Raw genomic sequence first — 17400 nt, forward strand, 5'->3', positions numbered from 1 at the left:
GCTGTTTTCCCTTGGCTGGATAAAAACCCTTCGCGGATACGCGAAGGGTTTTTTGTTGTCTGCGTTCCGGGGACTCAGCCGAGCAGGCGGCAGGCGAGTAGCAGGTCCTGCCAGGCGCGGGCCTTCTCGGACGGGCTGCGCAGCAGGTAGGCCGGGTGGAAGGTGGCAACCAGCGGAATGTCGCCGAGCCGGTGTTCCCTGCCGCGCAGGCGGCCGATCGTCTCATTGCTGCCCAGTAGCGTCTGCGCGGCGAAGCGGCCGAGCGCAAGGATGATGTCGGGCTTCACGTGCGCGATCTGCGCGTCAAGATAGCCGCGGCAGGTGGCGATCTCGGCCGGCTCCGGGTTGCGGTTGCCGGGCGGGCGGCACTTGATCACGTTGGCGATGTAGACGTCGCGCTCGCGGTCCAGCCCCAGCGCGGCGAGCATATTGTCGAGCAGTTGTCCGGCGCGGCCGACGAAGGGCTCACCCTGACGGTCCTCCTGCTCTCCGGGGGCCTCGCCGACCAGCATCCAGCGCGCCTCGGGGTTGCCGCGGCCGAACACCGTCTGCCTTCTGGTCGCCGCCAGCGGGCAGGCCTGGCAGGCGGCGACCGTCTGCGCGAGCGCGGCCCAGCCCAGTTGCGGGGTGGGTTGTGCAGCAACGCCCGGGGCAACTGCTGCCGGTTCGCTCTGCGCGGGGGGGGCCGGCGTTGGCACAGCCGGCTTGTTCTCTTGCGGGGGGAGTAGCGTTGCGCTCTCGCCATAGACGGGCTGCGCGGCAGCTGTGGCGAGGGGCGCTTCTGCCTCTGCCTGCGGGTAGGTGCCGCGCGGGTACCAGGCCGGGCCCAGGCCCATCGCGTCGACGAGGGTCAGGCGCCGGCTCATAGGGGCTTCTCCATCAGGACCGCGTGTTCGCGGCCGCCGGCGCTGCGGTAGTAGTGCTTGCGTACGCCGCTTTCGGTAAACCCCGCGCCCGTGTACAGCCGGCGGGCGCGGCTGTTGCTGTCGCGCACCTCCAGCCTCAATAGATGGCAACCTTGCGCGGCCAGACCGGTGCACAGCGCGTCAAGCAGGGCGCGGGCAAGCCCGCGGCCCTGCCGGTTGGCGGCGGTAGCGATATTCAGGAGCTCTGCTTCGTCCAGCACGCTCAAGGTGACCGCCCACGCGACAATTTCACCCTGTTCTTCGCCGATCCAGAAACGGTGGCCGGCCGAGAGCGAACCCGCGTACTGCGCGGCGCTCCACGGGTGCGACGTGACTTCGGCTTCCAGGCGGGCGAGCTGTGGGCAGTCTTCGGGCCGGGCGTCGCGGATGTTCATGCGCGGCGCGCCTGCTGCTCGCTGACGGTCAGCGCGACCTTGTTGCGCACATAGAGGATTTCGGCGTCGCGGGCGTCGACCGCGGGGTAGGTGCCCGAGCTTGCCATCTCGAGCAGGGCGCGTGCGTGCGGCTGCACGGTGTCGTCGATCGCGGCAAGCTGCGTGCCGAGCGCGGCGTGCAGCGCGTCCGGGTAGCGGGCAAAGCCGTCGCCGGCACCCAGCCAGTTGCCGGGCAAGCGTTCGATCGCCTGCGGGTCAGCGACGCGGATGGCGGTCAGCGGGCGTGCCTGTTCGTCGTAGTAGGCGTAGTAGACCTGGTTCATGCGCGCGTCGAGGCAGGCGAGGGTGCGGCTGCCGCGGCACTGCCACGCCAGGGTGTCCAGTGTCGGGATCGGGTAGAGCGGGACGGAGAGCGCGTAGCCCAGCCCCTGGGCGGCGGAGCAGGCAATGCGCACGCCGGTGAACGAGCCCGGCCCGCAGGAAAAGGCGATGCCGCCGATCGCCGACAGCCCGCAACCGGCTTGTTGCAGCTGGGCGGCGACGGTCGGCAACAGCAGTTCGGCGTGCTTCTGGCCGACACGCTCGTGGTGTTCGACGACGGTATCCCCGCAGTTCAGGGCAAGCGACAGGAAGTCGGTCGTGGTGTCGATGGCAAGCAGGTTCATGTGGGGCAAGGCACGGGCGGCAAAGAGCCGATTATAACCCTAGTGTCTCGACCCAGCCGATGGCTTCGCACTGGCAGTCGTTCACTGCCTGTGCGTCCAGACCCTGCAACTGGGCCAGATGGGCGGTGGCGCTGGCGCCGTCCGCGTACTCCAGGCTGCAGACGAGGGCCAGCAGGTCGGTCGCGCGGCCAGCTCGCCGCTCCAGTGTCGCCACCACTTCGAAGGGAAGGGCGACCTGCTGCAGGATGGTCTGCATCGGCACGTCGAGAATGGTGTCGAGTAGCGAGAACAGGCCGCAGATGAACAGGATGTCGCGCTGCTCCTGGGCAAGGCCCAGCCGGTGCGCCAGGTTCTCAAGCGTGCGCGCGCGGACGGTGGCGGTGCGCAGCAGGACCGAGTGCGGCCGTGCGGCGGTTTCGCTGGTGATCAGCAGCAGGGTCAGCCAGCGGTAGAGGCGGCGGTAGCCGAGCACGGTCACCGCGTGGCTGAACGACTGGATGCGGACGGGTTGCCCTGCCGCGGCCGAGTTGACGAAACGCAGCAGCTTGACGGCCAGCGGCAGGTCGGTCTTGAGGACCGTCTCGATGTCGTCCAGCGGGGCGTCCGCGCGGACCAGGCTGAGCAGGCGCAGAATGTTGATCAGCCCGGGCGGCAGGCTTTGTCCGGCCAGTGTTTCTGGACGGGCGAAATGGTAGCCCTGGAAGGCTTCAAGTCCGAGTTCCAGGCACAGCCGGTGCTGGGATGGCGCCTCGACGCGTTCGGCGATGCGCAGCAGCGGGTAGTGGCGCAGCTTGTCTGCCGCCGCGGACAGTGTGGCCGGTGCCAGTCGCTGCACGTCGAGCTTGACGGCGCTGACCTGGTCGAGGAAAGGCTCGATGGCGGGCGACAGCTCGAAATGGTCTAGCGAGAAGGTGTAGCCCAGCTGGCGCAGTGCGTGCATCCTGCCTAGCAGCTCGCGCGTGGGCGCGAGGCGGGCGGAGAGCTCCAGCCGGACGCGGTTGGCCGGCAGCAGCTCGACCATCTCGCTCATCAGCATCGCCTCGCCGATATTGAGGTAGACCAGCTTGTCCTCGAGCAGGCCTGAAGTCTGCTGGACGCTGCCCAGCAGGTTGGTCAGCAGGGCCGTATCCGCTTCGAGCGTGCCGCCCAGCGCGTTGTGCAGGCTGTCCTGGCTGTTGCGGAACAACAGCTCGTAACCGACGAGCTGTTGCCTGTCGTCGGTGATCGGCTGGCGGGCGAGGTAGTGTTGGGCTGGCTTCAAGGTTGTGCTTACAGGGCGAGCAGTTCGAGGTTGCGCGAGGCTTGAGCGCTGGCTTCCTGCGGCTTGAGCAGGTCTTCCATGTCGAGCACCAGCACCACCGCGCCGTCGCCGGACAGCGTCGCGCCGGCCACGCCGCGCGGGCGGATGTTTTCCAGCGGCTTGATCACCACGTCGTCACGGCCGACGAAGGAGTCGACGGCCAGGATGAACGACTTTTCGGCCGACTGCATCAGCACGCCGAACGCCGGCTTCTGTGTCGGCTCCCAGCCCAGCAGGCCGGACAGTGTCTTCAGGGGCAGGATCTCGTCGCGCACGACGATGGTCGGCTTGCCGGAGACTTCCTGCATCGAAGCCTGTTCGATCGGGATGATCTCGCGGACCATGGCCAGCGGGACGGCGAACGGCTGGTTGCACACGCGCACCACCAGTACCGGCAGGATCGCCAGCGTCAGCGGCAGCGAGATGCTGATGCGGGTGCCCTGACCCGGGATCGAGTTGATGTCGATGCGGCCGTTCAGCTTCTGGATGTTGGTGCGGACCACGTCCATGCCGACGCCGCGGCCGGACACGCTGGAGATCTGGTCCTTGGTCGAGAAGCCGGGCAGGAAGATCAGCTGCAGCGACTGCTTCTCGTCGAGCGAGTTGGCGGTTTCGGCGTCGATCAGGCCCTTCTCGATGGCCTTGCGGCGCAGCGCCTCGGCATTCATGCCGCGGCCATCGTCGGTGATCGAGATCACGATGTGGTCGCCGACCTGTTCTGCCGACAGGTGTACCTGCGACTGCGCTTCCTTGCCGGCGGCAATCCGCTCCTCGGTCGACTCGACACCGTGGTCGACCGCGTTGCGGACCAGGTGAACCAGCGGGTCGTTCAGGTCCTCGATCATCGTCTTGTCGAGTTCGGTTTCCTCGCCGGTGATCACCAGTTCGACTTCCTTGCCCAACTGGCGGGCAAGGTCGCGCGCCAGGCGCGGGTATTTCTGGAACAGGCGGCCGATCGGCTGCATGCGGGTCTTCATCACCGCGTTCTGCAGGTCGCCGACCAAGAGGTCGAGCTGGCTGATCGCCTCGTCCAGCGAGCGCAGCGTATGCGCTTCGGCGTTGCCCTGCAGGATCTCGGTCCTGAGCGTGGTCAGCCGGTTCTTGGTCAGGCCGATCTCGCCGGACAGGTTGAGGACCTGGTCAAGCCGGTGCGTGTCGATGCGGATCGTGTTCTCGGCCTGTGCCGGTGCGCTGGCGACCGCCTGCTTGGCGGGCGAGGGGCGTTGTGTTGCGGCAGGCTGGACCGCTGCGGCGGCAGCCGCCACGACCGCCGGCTGTGCGGCAGTCTCGGCAGGCTGCACGGCAGGCGCCATCTGGGGCTGGGCTGCGGGTAGCGTCTGCCCGGTGACCGCGCTGTGCAGCTGTTGCCAGTCAGGGCCCTGGGACACCGCCGGCTGCGCGGCCGGTGCGGCGACGGGGGCTGCCGGCGCAGGGTTCACAGCCGGTGCAGCCGCTGCGCCTCCTGCCAGCGCGTTGTCGAGGGCGGAGAGCAGCGCTTGCGGTGCACTGGCTGGCATCAGGCCCTGACCCATGCGGCCGAACATTTCGCGCACTTCGCCGGTGGCGTCGAGGATGGCGTCCATCAGGCCCGGGCTGAGCTGAAGCTCGCCGTTGCGGAGCATGTCGAACAGGTTTTCGGTACGGTGGCACAGGGTGACCATCGGCGCGGCGTTCAAGAAGCCGGCGCCACCCTTGATGGTATGGAAGCCACGGAAAATGTCGTTCAGGAGCGCCTTGTCGTTGGGGCGCTTCTCCAGTTCGACGAGCTTGTTGTCGACGTCGGAGAGCAGTTCGGACGACTCGAGCAGGAAATCCTGCAGCAGTTCTTCCATTCCGGCAAATTCGCTCATGGCTTCTGTTCCAGTTCGGCGTTATTCAGGGTGATGCGTGCTCAAAAGCCGAGGCTCTCGAGCAGGTCGTCAACTTGCTGCTGGTTGGTGACGACGTCGGCCCGGCCTGCCGGGTTGACGACCGGACCGTTGAGCAGCGAGGTCTCGAGGTCGGCCTTTTTTTCCACGGGCGAGTGCGCGATCAGCACGGACAGCAATTCGTTCTCGAGGATCGCGACCATTTCCATGACCTTCTTGATCACTTGGCCGGTCAGGTCCTGGAAGTCCTGCGCCATTACGATGTCGAGCAGTTGGGTGTTGGTCTGGCCGGTGTGTCGGGGCACCTCGGCAAGATAGCGACGCGTCGCGTCGGCCAGTTGCTTGAACTCTTCGACCGAAAGCTCGTTCGCGTACAGCTTGTTCCAGCGTACGGACAGCGCGGAGGCGTCGCGCTCGAGCTGGTCCTGGATCGGACGGGCAATGTCGGTCGCGTTGAGTACGCGCTCGGCGGCGCTTTCGGTCAGGTCGGCGATGTAGTTCAGGCGGCCCTTGGCGTCCGGGATGGCCTCGGCGACCTTGCTCAGCGACTTGTCGAAGCCCAGTTCGCGTAAAGTGTCGTGCATCTTGCGGGTGATCTGGCCGATTTGCGCGTAAAGCTCCATCTGGCCGGACAGGGTGGCGGCGACACTGGCAACGGCCGACTCGGCCGCCGCGGCTTCCTCGGGACTCCAGCTGGGATTTTGCAGCGCGATGCTGTCGAACAGCGCCTCAAGCTCCGGCGAGTCCCCACTATCCAGGAAATTATCCGACACTTTAACTGTCTCCTCGTGAAAACGAAGGGCTTACTTGCCCAGCACCTGGAAAATCTTGTTGAGTTTCTCTTCCAGGGTCGCCGCGGTGAACGGCTTGACGATGTAGCCGCTGGCGCCGGCGGTCGCCGCGGCGATGATGTTCTCGCGCTTGGCTTCGGCAGTAATCATCAGGAAGGGCAGGTGGCGCAGCTGCGGGTCGGCGCGCACGGCCTTCAAGAGTTCGATGCCCGTCATATTGGGCATGTTCCAGTCCGAGACGATGAAGTCGAACGGCTGGTTCTTCAGCTTGTGCAAGGCGACCTGTCCGTCTTCGGCCTCGTCCACGTTGGTGAAGCCGAGTTCTTTGAGCAGGTTGCGGACGATGCGGCGCATCGTGGAAAAGTCGTCCACGACGAGGAAGCGCGTGTTCTTGTCTGCCATGTCTTATGCCAAATCCTATGGTGTCGATGCGGCGATTATTCTACGAAGCCTGCAGATAGGGAAGCAGGGTGTCGGCCAGGATCTTGGGGTCGAACTTGGCGACGTAGGCGTCCACCCCCACGCTTGCACCCATCGCACGGTTCGCGTTGGACGACAGCGAAGAGTGCATGACGACGGGGATGCCGTTGAAGCGGCGGTCGCCCTTGATCAGGCGGGTCAGCACGTAGCCGTCCATTTCCGGCATTTCGGCGTCGACCAGGATCAGCTTGAGCGTGTCGGCGAGCGATTCGTCTTCGCCGAAACGGCGCGACGCGAAGGTTTGCAGCCGATCCCAGGCCTCGCGGCCGTTGGTCGCCTGATGGTACTTGGCGCGCATCTTGTCGAGCACGCTGGTGATCTCGCGGCGCGCGACCATCGAGTCGTCGACGAAGAAGACGAACTGCTCATTGCTCAGTTGCGCCTGCGGCACGTCCGGCACCCGCGTCTCGCCCAGCGTGCTGGCCAGGATCTGTTCGACGTCGAGGATGGAGACGAGCTTGCCGTCCTCCAGCTCGGTGACGGCGGTGATCAGCGTCTGGCTGTTGGCGCTGAACATGTTCTCGGGCGCGCGCACCTTGTCCCAGTCGACGCGGATGATGCGGTCGACCGAGTCGACCAGGAACGCCTGCGTGCTGCGGTTGAACTCGGTGACGATCATCGTATCGAAGCTGCGCTTGGGGTCACTGTCGCCGACGAAGCGGGCGAGCGAGATCACCGGGATGATGTTGCCGCGCAGCGAGATCACGCCTTCGACGCCTTGCGGCATATTGGGGGTGCGCGTGATGTGCGGGGTCTGCGAGACCTCCCTCACCTTGAACACGTTGATCCCGAAAGTTTCGCGCGAGCCCAGCGAGAACAGCAGGATCTCCATCTTGTTCGAGCCGGCCAGCTTGGTGCGGGCGTCGACCGTGGCGAGCAAGGATGCATCGGATGCGGACAGTGGCACGATATATTCCTTCAATACGAGTCTGGTGACGGCGCGCTCAGAGCTTGAGCATTTCCCGGATCTTCATCGACAGCTTCTGCGGCTCGAACTTCGAGACGTAGGCGTCCACGCCGACCGACTCGCCCAGCTTCTGGTTCGAGTTGCCGGACAGCGACGAGTGCATCAGGACCGGAATGCCGGCAAAGCGCGGGTCGGACTTGATCATCCGGGTCAGCATGTAGCCGTCCATCGCCGGCATTTCGACGTCGGTCAGCACGAGATGCAGGAGGTTTGCGACCTTCTGGCCGGCCAGCTCGGCCTGGGTCGCGATCTTCTGCAATTCGTCCCAGGCTTGCATGCCGTTCGGCGCCATCGCGTAGCGGACATTCATCGCGCCCAGCGTGCGTTCGATCTGGCGGCGGGCGACGGCGGAGTCGTCGGCGAAGAAGACCATGCGCTCTTCCTTGAGCGGCTCGATGTTCATGAAGTGGTGGGCGTCGTTGTCTTCCGACATCGCGGTCTCGGCCAGCACTTTCTCGACGTCCATCATCATCACCAGCGTGCCGGTGTCCAGTTCGGTGACGGCGGTAACCAGCCCCCCCATGCGGTTGGTGATCATGTCCGGCGGTACGCGCATCGCCGTCCAGTCAAGGCGCAGGATGGTGTCGACTGCCTCGACCAGGAAACCCTGAGTGTGGCCGTTGTATTCGGTCACGATCATGATTTCGGGCTTCTTGTCGTTGACGACGCCGGTGTACTTGGCGAGATCGATCACCGGTACCAGCGTGCCGCGCAGGCTGACCATGCCCTCGACAGACGCCGGCATTTCGGGTGCGGTCGTGATTTCCGGGGTGCGCATCACTTCGCGGACCTTGAAGACGTTGATGCCGAAGGTTTCCTTGCGGCCGGTGCGCTGGTCGATACCCAGCGAGAACAGCAGGATTTCCAGCTTGTTGGTGCCTGCCAGCTTGGTGCGGGCGTCGATTTTCTTGAGCAGCTCAGACACAACAACCTCCGTCATTCGGGTCCGGAAAGTCACCTGGCCAGACCGCGAAAAGCAATGCGGACAAGCTACCGGTCTTGACTTGGGCGACTATCTATCAATAGTTGAGACATTATCATACGGATTAACTGTAATTTACAAACCAGTCGGTTGATTTTGATGCCAAAAATTACAACCCAGTCGGACTCCGTCCGGCTCGAACAGGCTTTCGAGCAGTTCAACGAGCTCTCTTCCCGCCTGATCGGCGCCTACCAGCAACTCGAAGAGCAGGTGGCTGTGCTGGGGGGGAAGCTTGCCGCCGCCAACGAGGCCTTGCGTGCCGAGGCTACTCGCAACGAAGCGCTGGCCGCCCGCCTCTCCTTGTTGCTGGAGGCGTTGCCCGCCGGCGTGCTTGAGCTTGACCGTGCAGGGTGTGTCGTTTCGGCCAACCCCGCCGCGCAGGCCCTGTTGCCGGCGCTCGAGCCGGGCAAGCGTTGGCCGCAGGAGATCTTGGCCTTTATGCCTGGCGATGACGCGCCGTTGCTGCGCCTGCCTGCGGATGACGGGCAGACCCGCTTTTTGCAGATGCAGACTTGCCCCTTGCGCGACGACGGTGCGGTGCTGGTGCTGTTGCACGACGTCACGCCGCTGAACCGGCTGCACGAGCAACTCGCCCAGCAGCAAAGGCTCGCGTCGATGGGGCAGATGGCCGCGTCGCTCGCGCACCAGTTGCGCACACCCTTGTCGACCGCGCTGCTCTACGCAGCCAACCTGCAAAGGGACGACTTGCCGCCGGCCGAGCGCGCCCGCTTTGCCGGCAAGGTCGTCGACCGGGTGCGGGCGCTGGAGAGCCTGGTGCAGAACATGCTCGGCTTCGTGCGCAGCGAGGACGAGGGGGGCGTGGTGGCCGTGCTGCCGTTGTTCGAGGAGCTGGTCGCGATGATCCAGCCGCAATGTGAGCGAGCGGGGATCGCGCTGTCGACCAGCATGTCCCTGAGTGCCGGGCTGTCCGTGCGCGGGGAGCGCAAGGCGCTGCTCTCGGCCTGGGTGGCCCTGGCCGAGAATGCGCTCTCGTTTGCCCCGCGCGGCGGGCAGGTGACGCTGGAGGTGGCGGAGGAGGGGGGATGCCTCGAGTTCTCGGTCGAGGACGACGGGCCGGGGGTTGACCCGGCGCTACAGGCGCGCATCTTCGAGCCTTTCTTTTCAGGTCGGGTCGGCGGGACGGGGCTGGGCCTTGCCATCGCCAAGAAGCAGGCCGAGCGCGCGGGCGGCGAGATCCGGGTGGGGCTCAGCATGAAGCTAGGTGGCGCCGCGTTCGTGATGGCCTTGCCGGTGCTCGCTACGACTTGACGATGGGGTAAATCGACGGCGCACGGTTTACGCCGGTGGGGCAATCGGTTAAAACGTGCCCTTTTGTCCGGAGCCAGCGCCTTGAACCGAAGCACGGATAGCCACCCGCCAGGGGCGGCCGGCACGCCATACCGCGGCCGTTTCGCACCCAGCCCGACCGGGCGTTTGCACGCCGGCTCGCTGATGACGGCACTGGGCAGCTATCTGGACGCGCGTGCGCATGGCGGCCAGTGGCTGCTGCGGATCGAGGACCTCGATACGCCGCGCATGGTGCCGGGCGCGGTCGACGCGATCCTGCATACATTGGAGGCGTACGGCTTCGAGTGGGACGGCGAAGTCGTCTACCAGAGCCGGCGCCTCGATCTGTACCGCGACGCGCTGGACGCGCTGCTGGTTCGCGGCGATGCCTACCCTTGCGCGTGTACGCGCGCGCAGATTGCCGCACACGCGCGCCGAGGCGTCGACGGCTACGTCTATCCCGGCACCTGCGCGCAGGGCCTGCCCGCCGGGGCGAGCGCCCGTGCCTGGCGCTTGCGTGTCGGCGATGGCTACACCGGTTTTCTCGACCGCCTGCAAGGCGAATACGGCCAGGACCTGCAGCGGGACGTCGGTGACTTTGTGTTGCTGCGTGCCGACGGCGTGTGGGCGTACCAGCTGGCGGTCGTCGTCGACGACGCGGCGCAGGGCGTCACCGACGTCGTTCGCGGCGCGGACCTTCTGGTGTCTACGCCGCGCCAGCTCAAGCTGATCGAAAGGCTTGGCCTGGACGTCCCGGCGTATTGCCACTTGCCGGTGCTGGTCAACGTGCAAGGCGAAAAACTCTCCAAACAGACGCTCGCGCCCGAGCTGGACCCGGACGGCGCAGCCGCCGAGCTTTCGCTCGCGCTGTCCCGGCTGGGGTTCCCCCCGCCGCCGCGGCTGCCCTTGACCGAGCTCTGGCGCTGGGCGCACGAGCACTGGTTGCTGTCCGGGGTGCCCGCCGGCCCGGTCAACATCGGCGCGGTGCCCTGACAACCCGATTACTATTCCTTTAGGGGATCTTGATGGCTGCATTCTTTCATCCGACTCGCACAGGGAGCGTACCCGATGGCCAATAACCCACCCAAGCGCGCCCTCGGCGTATGGATGTGCACGGCGCTGGTCGTCGGCAACATGATTGGCTCCGGCGTCTTCCTGCTGCCGGCTTCGCTCGCCCCTTACGGCGGGCTCTCGCTGATCGGCTGGGTGCTGACGTCGATCGGTGCGATCGCGCTGGCGCTGATCTTTGCCCGCCTCTCCAGGATGATCCCGAAGGAGGGCGGTCCTTACGCGTATATCCACGCGGGTTTCGGTGACTTTGCCGGCTTCTGGATCGCCTGGGGCTACTGGATCGCGCTGTGGTGCGGCAACGCCGCGCTCGCCGTCGCGTTCGCCAGCTACATGGAGGTGTTCCTGCCGGCGCTGGGCGGCAACAACCTGTTTGCCGGCGCAGTGGCGATCTCCCTGGTGTGGCTGGTGACGACGATCAACAATTCCGGCGCCAAGAGCACCGGCGTGGTCGCTGTGGTCACCACCATCATCAAGCTGCTGCCGCTGGCGGCGGTCACCTTCATCGGCTTCTTCCACGTCAACCCGGACAACCTCGTGTTCAACCCCGAGAACCGTCCTGTGATGGACTCGGTCGCGGCGACCATGGCGTTGACGCTGTGGGCCTTCCTCGGCCTCGAGTCGGCGTCGGTGCCGGCTGGCGACGTGATCAACCCGGAGAAGACGATCGCCCGCGCGACGGTCGCCGGCACGCTGATCGCGTCGGCGCTTTACGTGCTCTCGACCATCTCGCTGCTCGGCCTGATGCCGGCCGCGGAACTTGCCGCTTCGCCGGCGCCGTTCGCCGACGCCGCGCGCATGATGTGGGGTGAGTGGGCGTACTACGCGGTCGGTCTGGGGGCGATGGTCGCCTCGTTCGGCGCGCTAAACGGCTGGTGCCTGATGCAGGGCCATATCCCGGCCGCCGCGGCGGGCGACGGGCTGTTCCCGCGCCGCTTTGCCCAGCACAACAAGAAGGGGGTGCCCAGCTTCGCGCTGATCCTCTCCAGCCTGCTGGTGACCATCCTGCTGGTGTTCAAGTACGCAGGCGGCGAAGGCGGCGTGAAGATCTTCGAATTCATCATCCTGCTCGCGTCGGCAACCACGGTGCTGCCCTACGCGTTCTGCGCGATGGCGCTGCTCGCGGTGATGCTGCAGCGAAGAAGCGAGTTCACCCGCAAGGACTGGGTCGCGCCGATTGCGATGGTGACGGTCGGCTTCGTGTACTCGCTGTGGGCGATCTACGGCGCCGGCGCCGAAGTCGTGATGTGGGGCATGGTGCTGTTGTTGCTGGGCCTGCCGGTCTACATCTGGCAGCTGAAGGAGCGCACCGAAACGGCTCAGTAAATTCAACTGGCAACGGCAACCGCTTTGCTATAACCAAGGCGGTAGCCGGCAAAGACGGTCGATCTTTCCGGTCTCCACCCATATTGATGAAAGGGAAGATCATGACCCAATTCGGTGTTCACTCCGAGTGCGGCAAACTGCGGACCGTAATGGTTTGCCGCCCCGGCTTGCCCCACAAGCGTCTCACTCCCGGCAACTGCCACGACCTGTTGTTTGACGACGTGATCTGGGTCGAGCGTGCCCAGCAGGATCACGACTATTTCACCGCGCAGATGCGCGGCCGTGGCGTCGAAGTGCTCGAGGTCCATGATCTGCTGGCGACGGTGCTGGACGACAAGCTGGGCCGCGAGTGGATCCTTGACCGCAAGATCCGCCCGAACACGGTCGGCGTCGGCATGCTCACCGACCTGCGCGCATGGCTCGACGAGATGCCGTCCAAGCAACTGGCCGAGCACCTGTTGGGCGGGATCGCCAAGTTCGAACTGCCGTTCGACGCCAAGGGCCTGTTCGGCGGCTACCTCGACACTTCCGACTTCGTGACCCTGCCGGTGCCGAACATCCTGTTCCAGCGCGACCCGTCGTGCTGGATCTACGGCGGTGTCACCTACAACCCGATGTACTGGCCGGCGCGTCGGCAGGAAACCCTGCTGATGGAGGCCATCTACAACTACCACCCGTTCTTTGCCGGCAAGGTGCGCTCGTGGTGGGGCAACAGCGACGTCGATCACGGCCCGGCGACGCTGGAAGGCGGCGACGTGATGCCGATCGGCAACGGCGCCGTGCTGATCGGCATGGGCGAGCGCACCACACCGCAATCGGTGGTGCAGGTGGCCCTGCACGCGCTGAACGAGCCTGACGGCCCGACCAGCGTCATCGCCTGCCAGATGGCGAAGAGCCGCGGCGCGATGCACCTCGACACCGTATTCTCCTTCCTCGACTACGACTTCGTCTCCGTCTTCCCCGACGTAGTCGACGAGATCGTGTGCACGACGATCACCAAGGGCGACGACGGCAAGCTGCGCTTCGAACGCCACGACCAGCCCTTCCTGCAGGTCGTCGCGCACGCGCTGGGCCTGCCCAAGCTGCGCGTGCTCGAAACCGGCGGCGACGCGTTCCAGCGCGAGCGCGAACAGTGGGACGACGGCAACAACGTCGTCGCGCTCGACCGCAGCGTGGTGGTCGCCTACGACCGCAATACCTACACCAACAAGCTGATGCGCGACGCCGGTGTCGACGTCATCGAGATCCCGGCCGGTGAGCTTGGCCGCGGCCGCGGCGGCGGCCACTGTATGACCTGCCCGATCATCCGCGACCCGATCAATCCGTAATTTCCTGTCCTTTCCCCTGCATGGAAGTCCTGCCCGCAGCCGCGGGCAGGACATGTGGTTGTACCCTTACCGATGGAGCAAACAACATGGCTTTCAATCTCAAAGGTCGTCACTTCCTGAAAGAACTCGATTTCACCCCGCGCGAACTGCGTTACCTGCTCGACCTGTCGCGTGACCTCAAGCGCGCCAAATACGGCGGCAACGAGGTGCAGCGGATGAAGGGCAAGAACATCGCGCTGATCTTCGAGAAGACCTCGACGCGTACCCGCTGCTCGTTCGAGGTCGCCGCGCACGACCAGGGCGCGCACGTCACCTATATCGACCCGTCCAGCTCGCAGCTGGGCCACAAGGAGAGCATCGCCGACACCGCGCGCGTGCTCAGCCGCTTCTACGACGGCATCGAGTTCCGCGGCTTCGCGCAGGAGGACGTCGAGGAACTGGCCAAGTACTCGAGCGTGCCGGTCTACAACGGTCTGACCGACGCCTGGCACCCGACGCAGATGCTGTGCGACGTGTTGACCATGACCGAGAACTGCGACAAGCCGATGAGCCAGATCGCCTACGCCTACGTCGGTGATGCCCGCAACAATATGGGCCACTCGCTGATGGTGATCGGCTGCCTGTTGGGGATGGACGTACGCATCGGCGGGCCGGCCGGCTTGTCGCCGGACCCCGAACTGGTCAAGCATTGCCAGGAAATCTGCAAGAGCACCGGTGCACGCCTGACGGTGACCGAAGATCCGGCAGTCGCGGTCAAGGGGGTCGACTTCATCCACACCGACGTGTGGGTGTCGATGGGCGAGCCGATCGAAAGCTGGGGCGAGCGCATCAAGTTGCTGACCCCGTTCCGCGTAGACGCCAAACTGATGGCCGCGTCCGGCAACCCGAACGTGAAGTTCATGCACTGCCTGCCGGCGTTCCACAACTCGAAGACCAAGGTCGGCAAGCAGATCGCCGCGCAGTACCCGCAGTTCGCCGACGGCATCGAGGTCAGCGACGAGGTGTTCGAAGGCTCGGCGTGTATCGCTTTCGAGCAGGCGGAAAACCGCATGCATACGATCAAGGCCATCATGGTGGCGACGATCGGCGACTGAGCGGGCGTCCGTTTAATCCTGTGTATAGGTGTGGAGCCGGCCCGTGGACGGGCCGGCTTTGTTCCATGGGCGCCGTCACCGGCGGCGCAAGGAAAGGAAGCATCATGCGAGTAGTCGTCGCTTTGGGCGGCAACGCCCTGCAACGTCGTGGCGAGGCCATGACCGCGGAAAACCAGCGCAACAACGTGAAGATCGCCGCCAAGCAACTGGCCGCGGTGACCCGCCTCGGGCACAACCTGGTGATGTGCCACGGCAACGGCCCGCAAGTCGGCCTGCTTGGGCTGCAGAACGACGCGTACGCGCGCCACGTCGACAAGTCGGTGACGCCTTATCCGCTCGACGTGCTCGGCGCGCAGACCGAGGGCATGATCGGCTATATGGTCGAGCAGGAGCTCGGCAACGAACTGCCGTTCGAGGTGCCGATCGCGACCATCCTGACCCAGACCGAGGTCGATCCGAAAGACCCGGCCTTTGCCAACCCGACCAAGTTCGTCGGCCCGGTGTACTCGAAGGAAGAAGCCGAGGGCATGGCCAAGCAGATGGGGTGGACGGTCAAGGCCGACGGCGAGTACTACCGCCGCGTGGTGCCCAGCCCGAAGCCGAAGCGCATCTTCGAGATGCGCCCGATCAAGTGGCTGATCGAGAAGGGCGTGGTGGTGATCGCCGCCGGCGGCGGCGGCATCCCGACCATGTACGACGAGAGCGGCAAGACGCTGGTCGGCGTCGAGGCGGTGATCGACAAGGACCTCGCCTCCTGCCTGCTCGCCCGCGAGATCGACGCCGACTACTTCGTGATCGCGACCGACGTGCCGACCGTGTTCGTCGGCTGGGGCACGCCGGACGCCAAGGCGATCAAGCGCGCACACCCGGACGAGATGGACAAGCTCGGTTTTGCGGCCGGCTCGATGGGGCCGAAAGTCGAGGCCGCGTGCGAGTTCGCCCGCATGACCGGCAAGCGCGCGGTGATCGGCGCGCTCGAGGACATCGAGAAGATCGTCAAGGGCGAGGCCGGCACGGTGGTGACCACCGAGGTCAACGGCATCGAGTGGTACTGAGCCTTTGACGGGACGCCCGCGCGGGGATCACGATGCCTGCGCGGGCGTCCTTGCCTTTTTACCCGATCTGCAACGATAATCCGCGCATCATGCAGGAGAGAGCGGCGCCAGGCGCCGCCGCCGAAGGCGCAAGCGCACCCGCACAATCGCTCAGGCAAAAGGACTGCATCATCGGGCCGGCAACGGCCCGCCAACTCTGGAGAGCGGTGCCCGTACGCGGCACCCACCGAAGGGGCTAACGGCGAGACACGCTTCGCCGGAAAATCTCAGGTGACCGGACAGAGGGGTGTCTATGGACGCTATTTCCCCTTTGCAAGGACGCCTCATGAGTGCAGCCCGCCGTACCCCCCTCTACGAAGAACATCTGGCCGCCGGCGCGAAGATGGTCGATTTCGCCGGTTGGGAGATGCCCATCCATTACGGCTCCCAGCTGAAGGAACACAACACCGTGCGTACCGGCGCCGGCGTGTTCGACGTCTCGCACATGACCGTGGTCGACATCACCGGTGCCGACGCCAAGGCCTGGCTGCAGAAGCTGATCGCTAACGACGTCGCCAAGCTCGGTTTCACCGGCAAGGCGCTGTACTCCGGCATGCTCAACGAGGATGGCGGCGTGGTCGACGACCTGATCGTCTACCTGGCGGACGACGGCTACCGCATGGTCGTCAACGCCGGCACCACCGACAAGGATCTCGCATGGATGACTAGGCAGGCCGAAGGCTTTGCCGTGACGCTGACCCCGCGCAAGGACCTGGCGATGCTCGCCGTGCAGGGGCCGGCCGCCGTCGAGCGGGTGTGCGCCGCGCGTCCGCAGTGGGCCGACGCCATCCGTTCGCTCAAGGTGTTCCAGGGGCTGCCGTTCGACGCGTGGTTCGTCGCGCGTACCGGTTACACCGGCGAAGACGGCGTCGAGATCATGCTGCCGGCAGGCGATGCCGCAGCCTTCTTCCGTGAACTGTTGGCGCTGGGCGTCGAGCCGATCGGCCTGGGCGCGCGCGACACGCTGCGCCTCGAAGCCGGCATGAATCTGTACGGCCACGACATGGACGAGACGGTCAGCCCGCTCGAAGCCGGCATGGGCTGGACGCTGGCGATGAAGGACGGGCGCGACTTTATCGGCCGCCAGGCGCTGGAAGCCAAGCTCGCTGCCGGCGTCGCCATGCGGCAGGTCGGGCTGGTGCTCGAGGGGCGCGGCGTGCTGCGCGAAGGCCAGCGCGTCGTCGTCGAGGGTGTCGGCGAAGGCGTGATTACCAGCGGGACCTTCTCGCCGACCCTCGGCCATTCGATCGCGATCGCACGCGTGCCCTTTGCGACCGGCGAGAGCGCCACGGTCGACCTGCGCGGCACGCTGACTCCGGTGCGCGTCGTCAAGCTGCCGTTCGTGCGCGGCGGCAAGAAAGTATTCGAGTAAGGGCACGGGCCTGAGACCCGCGGCTTCAATCTGTCTACATGGAGAAATGAAATGAGCAATATCCCCGCCGAACTGAAGTATGTCACCAGCCACGAGTGGCTGCGCCTGGAAGCCGACGGTAGCGTGACGGTCGGCATCACCGAGCACGCGCAGGAACTGCTGGGCGACATCGTGTTTGTCGAACTGCCGAAAGTCGGCGCGCAACTGGCGGCCGAAGAGCAGGCCGGCGTGGTCGAGTCGGTCAAGGCCGCTTCCGACGTGTACGCGCCGATCGCGGGCGAAGTGCTGGCGGTGAACGAGGCGCTGGAAGGCACGCCGGAACTTGCCAACAGCGAGCCGTACGGCGAAGGCTGGTTCTTCCGCATCCGCCCGGCCAACGCTGCCGACCTGGACAGCCTGCTCGACGCCGCGGCCTACGCCGCCGAGATCGGCGCCTGATCCGCGCAAGCCCCGGCCTTTGGGCCGGGGCATTTTTTTG

General features: G+C 65.7%; 17 protein-coding genes and 2 riboswitches. Of the genes, 8 read left to right on the plus strand and 9 right to left on the minus strand.

All coding sequences use genetic code 11. From position 1 onward, the window contains the following. Nucleotides 1-74: 74 nt before the first annotated feature. The 9 genes from GZH52_RS04605 to GZH52_RS04645 are packed head-to-tail and all read right to left on the minus strand — an operon-like array spanning nucleotide 75 to nucleotide 8296. Nucleotides 75-866 carry a uracil-DNA glycosylase gene (locus GZH52_RS04605; RefSeq protein ID WP_163315318.1) on the minus strand — a complete coding sequence of 264 codons (792 nt, stop codon included), beginning with the start codon at nucleotides 864-866 and terminating at the stop codon, nucleotides 75-77. Beyond that, nucleotides 863-1300: a ribosomal protein S18-alanine N-acetyltransferase gene (rimI, locus tag GZH52_RS04610; protein ID WP_163315319.1), complete on the minus strand. Its 438-nt coding sequence runs from the start codon at nucleotides 1298-1300 to the stop codon at nucleotides 863-865. The genes GZH52_RS04605 and rimI overlap by 4 nt, the downstream gene beginning before the upstream one ends. Further along, nucleotides 1297-1965 (minus strand): tRNA (adenosine(37)-N6)-threonylcarbamoyltransferase complex dimerization subunit type 1 TsaB, encoded by a 669-nt coding sequence (gene tsaB / locus GZH52_RS04615; RefSeq protein WP_163315320.1) that lies wholly within the window; start codon nucleotides 1963-1965, stop codon nucleotides 1297-1299. The genes rimI and tsaB overlap by 4 nt, the downstream gene beginning before the upstream one ends. Before the next feature lie 31 nt (nucleotides 1966-1996). Next, nucleotides 1997-3226: an EAL and HDOD domain-containing protein gene (locus GZH52_RS04620; protein ID WP_163315321.1), complete on the minus strand. Its 1230-nt coding sequence runs from the start codon at nucleotides 3224-3226 to the stop codon at nucleotides 1997-1999. Between the two features lie 8 nt (nucleotides 3227-3234). Next, nucleotides 3235-5115, minus strand: a complete 1881-nt coding sequence (locus GZH52_RS04625) for a chemotaxis protein CheA (protein ID WP_163315322.1) — start codon at nucleotides 5113-5115, stop codon at nucleotides 3235-3237. 41 nt (nucleotides 5116-5156) lie between these two features. Further along, complete coding sequence (gene cheZ / locus GZH52_RS04630) at nucleotides 5157-5906, minus strand: protein phosphatase CheZ (RefSeq protein ID WP_163315323.1); 750 nt, start codon at nucleotides 5904-5906, stop codon at nucleotides 5157-5159. Nucleotides 5907-5936: 30 nt separating this feature from the next. Further along, nucleotides 5937-6326 carry a chemotaxis response regulator CheY gene (gene cheY / locus GZH52_RS04635; protein WP_163315324.1) on the minus strand — a complete coding sequence of 130 codons (390 nt, stop codon included), beginning with the start codon at nucleotides 6324-6326 and terminating at the stop codon, nucleotides 5937-5939. Between the two features lie 40 nt (nucleotides 6327-6366). Then, complete coding sequence (locus GZH52_RS04640; RefSeq protein WP_163315444.1) at nucleotides 6367-7305, minus strand: chemotaxis protein; 939 nt, start codon at nucleotides 7303-7305, stop codon at nucleotides 6367-6369. Nucleotides 7306-7348: 43 nt separating this feature from the next. Beyond that, entirely contained in the window at nucleotides 7349-8296 is a 948-nt protein-coding gene (locus GZH52_RS04645; RefSeq protein WP_163315325.1) for a chemotaxis protein CheW, read from the minus strand. 156 nt (nucleotides 8297-8452) lie between these two features. On the opposite strand from GZH52_RS04645, the gene GZH52_RS04650 reads away from it, so the two are divergent. From GZH52_RS04650 to gcvH, 8 genes are all read left to right on the plus strand, one after another. Further along, nucleotides 8453-9622, plus strand: a complete 1170-nt coding sequence (locus GZH52_RS04650; protein ID WP_163315326.1) for a sensor histidine kinase — start codon at nucleotides 8453-8455, stop codon at nucleotides 9620-9622. A gap of 81 nt (nucleotides 9623-9703) precedes the next feature. Continuing rightward, nucleotides 9704-10633: a tRNA glutamyl-Q(34) synthetase GluQRS gene (gene gluQRS, locus GZH52_RS04655; RefSeq protein WP_163315327.1), complete on the plus strand. Its 930-nt coding sequence runs from the start codon at nucleotides 9704-9706 to the stop codon at nucleotides 10631-10633. Nucleotides 10634-10708: 75 nt separating this feature from the next. Beyond that, nucleotides 10709-12034, plus strand: coding sequence for an amino acid permease (locus tag GZH52_RS04660; protein ID WP_163315328.1), 1326 nt, complete (start codon nucleotides 10709-10711; stop codon nucleotides 12032-12034). 101 nt (nucleotides 12035-12135) lie between these two features. Beyond that, nucleotides 12136-13362, plus strand: coding sequence for an arginine deiminase (locus GZH52_RS04665; protein ID WP_163315329.1), 1227 nt, complete (start codon nucleotides 12136-12138; stop codon nucleotides 13360-13362). 86 nt (nucleotides 13363-13448) lie between these two features. Further along, nucleotides 13449-14456, plus strand: coding sequence for an ornithine carbamoyltransferase (locus GZH52_RS04670; protein ID WP_163315330.1), 1008 nt, complete (start codon nucleotides 13449-13451; stop codon nucleotides 14454-14456). Between the two features lie 104 nt (nucleotides 14457-14560). Beyond that, nucleotides 14561-15511: a carbamate kinase gene (gene arcC / locus GZH52_RS04675; protein ID WP_136551889.1), complete on the plus strand. Its 951-nt coding sequence runs from the start codon at nucleotides 14561-14563 to the stop codon at nucleotides 15509-15511. 82 nt (nucleotides 15512-15593) lie between these two features. Continuing rightward, nucleotides 15594-15687: riboswitch (glycine riboswitch) on the plus strand. Nucleotides 15688-15697: 10 nt separating this feature from the next. Beyond that, a riboswitch (glycine riboswitch) is annotated at nucleotides 15698-15803 on the plus strand. A 33-nt stretch (nucleotides 15804-15836) separates the two neighbouring features. Then, nucleotides 15837-16922 carry a glycine cleavage system aminomethyltransferase GcvT gene (gene gcvT, locus GZH52_RS04680; protein WP_163315331.1) on the plus strand — a complete coding sequence of 362 codons (1086 nt, stop codon included), beginning with the start codon at nucleotides 15837-15839 and terminating at the stop codon, nucleotides 16920-16922. A 51-nt stretch (nucleotides 16923-16973) separates the two neighbouring features. Next, nucleotides 16974-17360: a glycine cleavage system protein GcvH gene (gcvH, locus tag GZH52_RS04685; RefSeq protein ID WP_163315332.1), complete on the plus strand. Its 387-nt coding sequence runs from the start codon at nucleotides 16974-16976 to the stop codon at nucleotides 17358-17360. Nucleotides 17361-17400 lie beyond the last annotated feature (40 nt).

Origin of the sequence: Crenobacter caeni (genome assembly GCF_010435965.1) — a bacterium.
In the GTDB taxonomy this organism is placed as follows: Bacteria; Pseudomonadota; Gammaproteobacteria; order Burkholderiales; family Chromobacteriaceae; genus Craterilacuibacter; species Craterilacuibacter caeni.

Bases quoted from the DNA above. Each gene is read 5' to 3' on its own strand.
- arcC (WP_136551889.1), top strand. From the start codon at position 14,561: ATGCGAGTAGTCGTCGCTTTGGGCGGCAACGCCCTGCAACGTCGTGGC.
- GZH52_RS04650 (WP_163315326.1), top strand. From the start codon at position 8,453: ATGCCAAAAATTACAACCCAGTCGGACTCCGTCCGGCTCGAACAGGCT.
- gcvH (WP_163315332.1), top strand. From the start codon at position 16,974: ATGAGCAATATCCCCGCCGAACTGAAGTATGTCACCAGCCACGAGTGG.
- cheY (WP_163315324.1), bottom strand. From the start codon at position 6,326: ATGGCAGACAAGAACACGCGCTTCCTCGTCGTGGACGACTTTTCCACG.
- GZH52_RS04670 (WP_163315330.1), top strand. From the start codon at position 13,449: ATGGCTTTCAATCTCAAAGGTCGTCACTTCCTGAAAGAACTCGATTTC.
- tsaB (WP_163315320.1), bottom strand. From the start codon at position 1,965: ATGAACCTGCTTGCCATCGACACCACGACCGACTTCCTGTCGCTTGCC.
- gcvT (WP_163315331.1), top strand. From the start codon at position 15,837: ATGAGTGCAGCCCGCCGTACCCCCCTCTACGAAGAACATCTGGCCGCC.
- GZH52_RS04605 (WP_163315318.1), bottom strand. From the start codon at position 866: ATGAGCCGGCGCCTGACCCTCGTCGACGCGATGGGCCTGGGCCCGGCC.
- rimI (WP_163315319.1), bottom strand. From the start codon at position 1,300: ATGAACATCCGCGACGCCCGGCCCGAAGACTGCCCACAGCTCGCCCGC.
- GZH52_RS04625 (WP_163315322.1), bottom strand. From the start codon at position 5,115: ATGAGCGAATTTGCCGGAATGGAAGAACTGCTGCAGGATTTCCTGCTC.
- GZH52_RS04660 (WP_163315328.1), top strand. From the start codon at position 10,709: ATGGCCAATAACCCACCCAAGCGCGCCCTCGGCGTATGGATGTGCACG.
- GZH52_RS04665 (WP_163315329.1), top strand. From the start codon at position 12,136: ATGACCCAATTCGGTGTTCACTCCGAGTGCGGCAAACTGCGGACCGTA.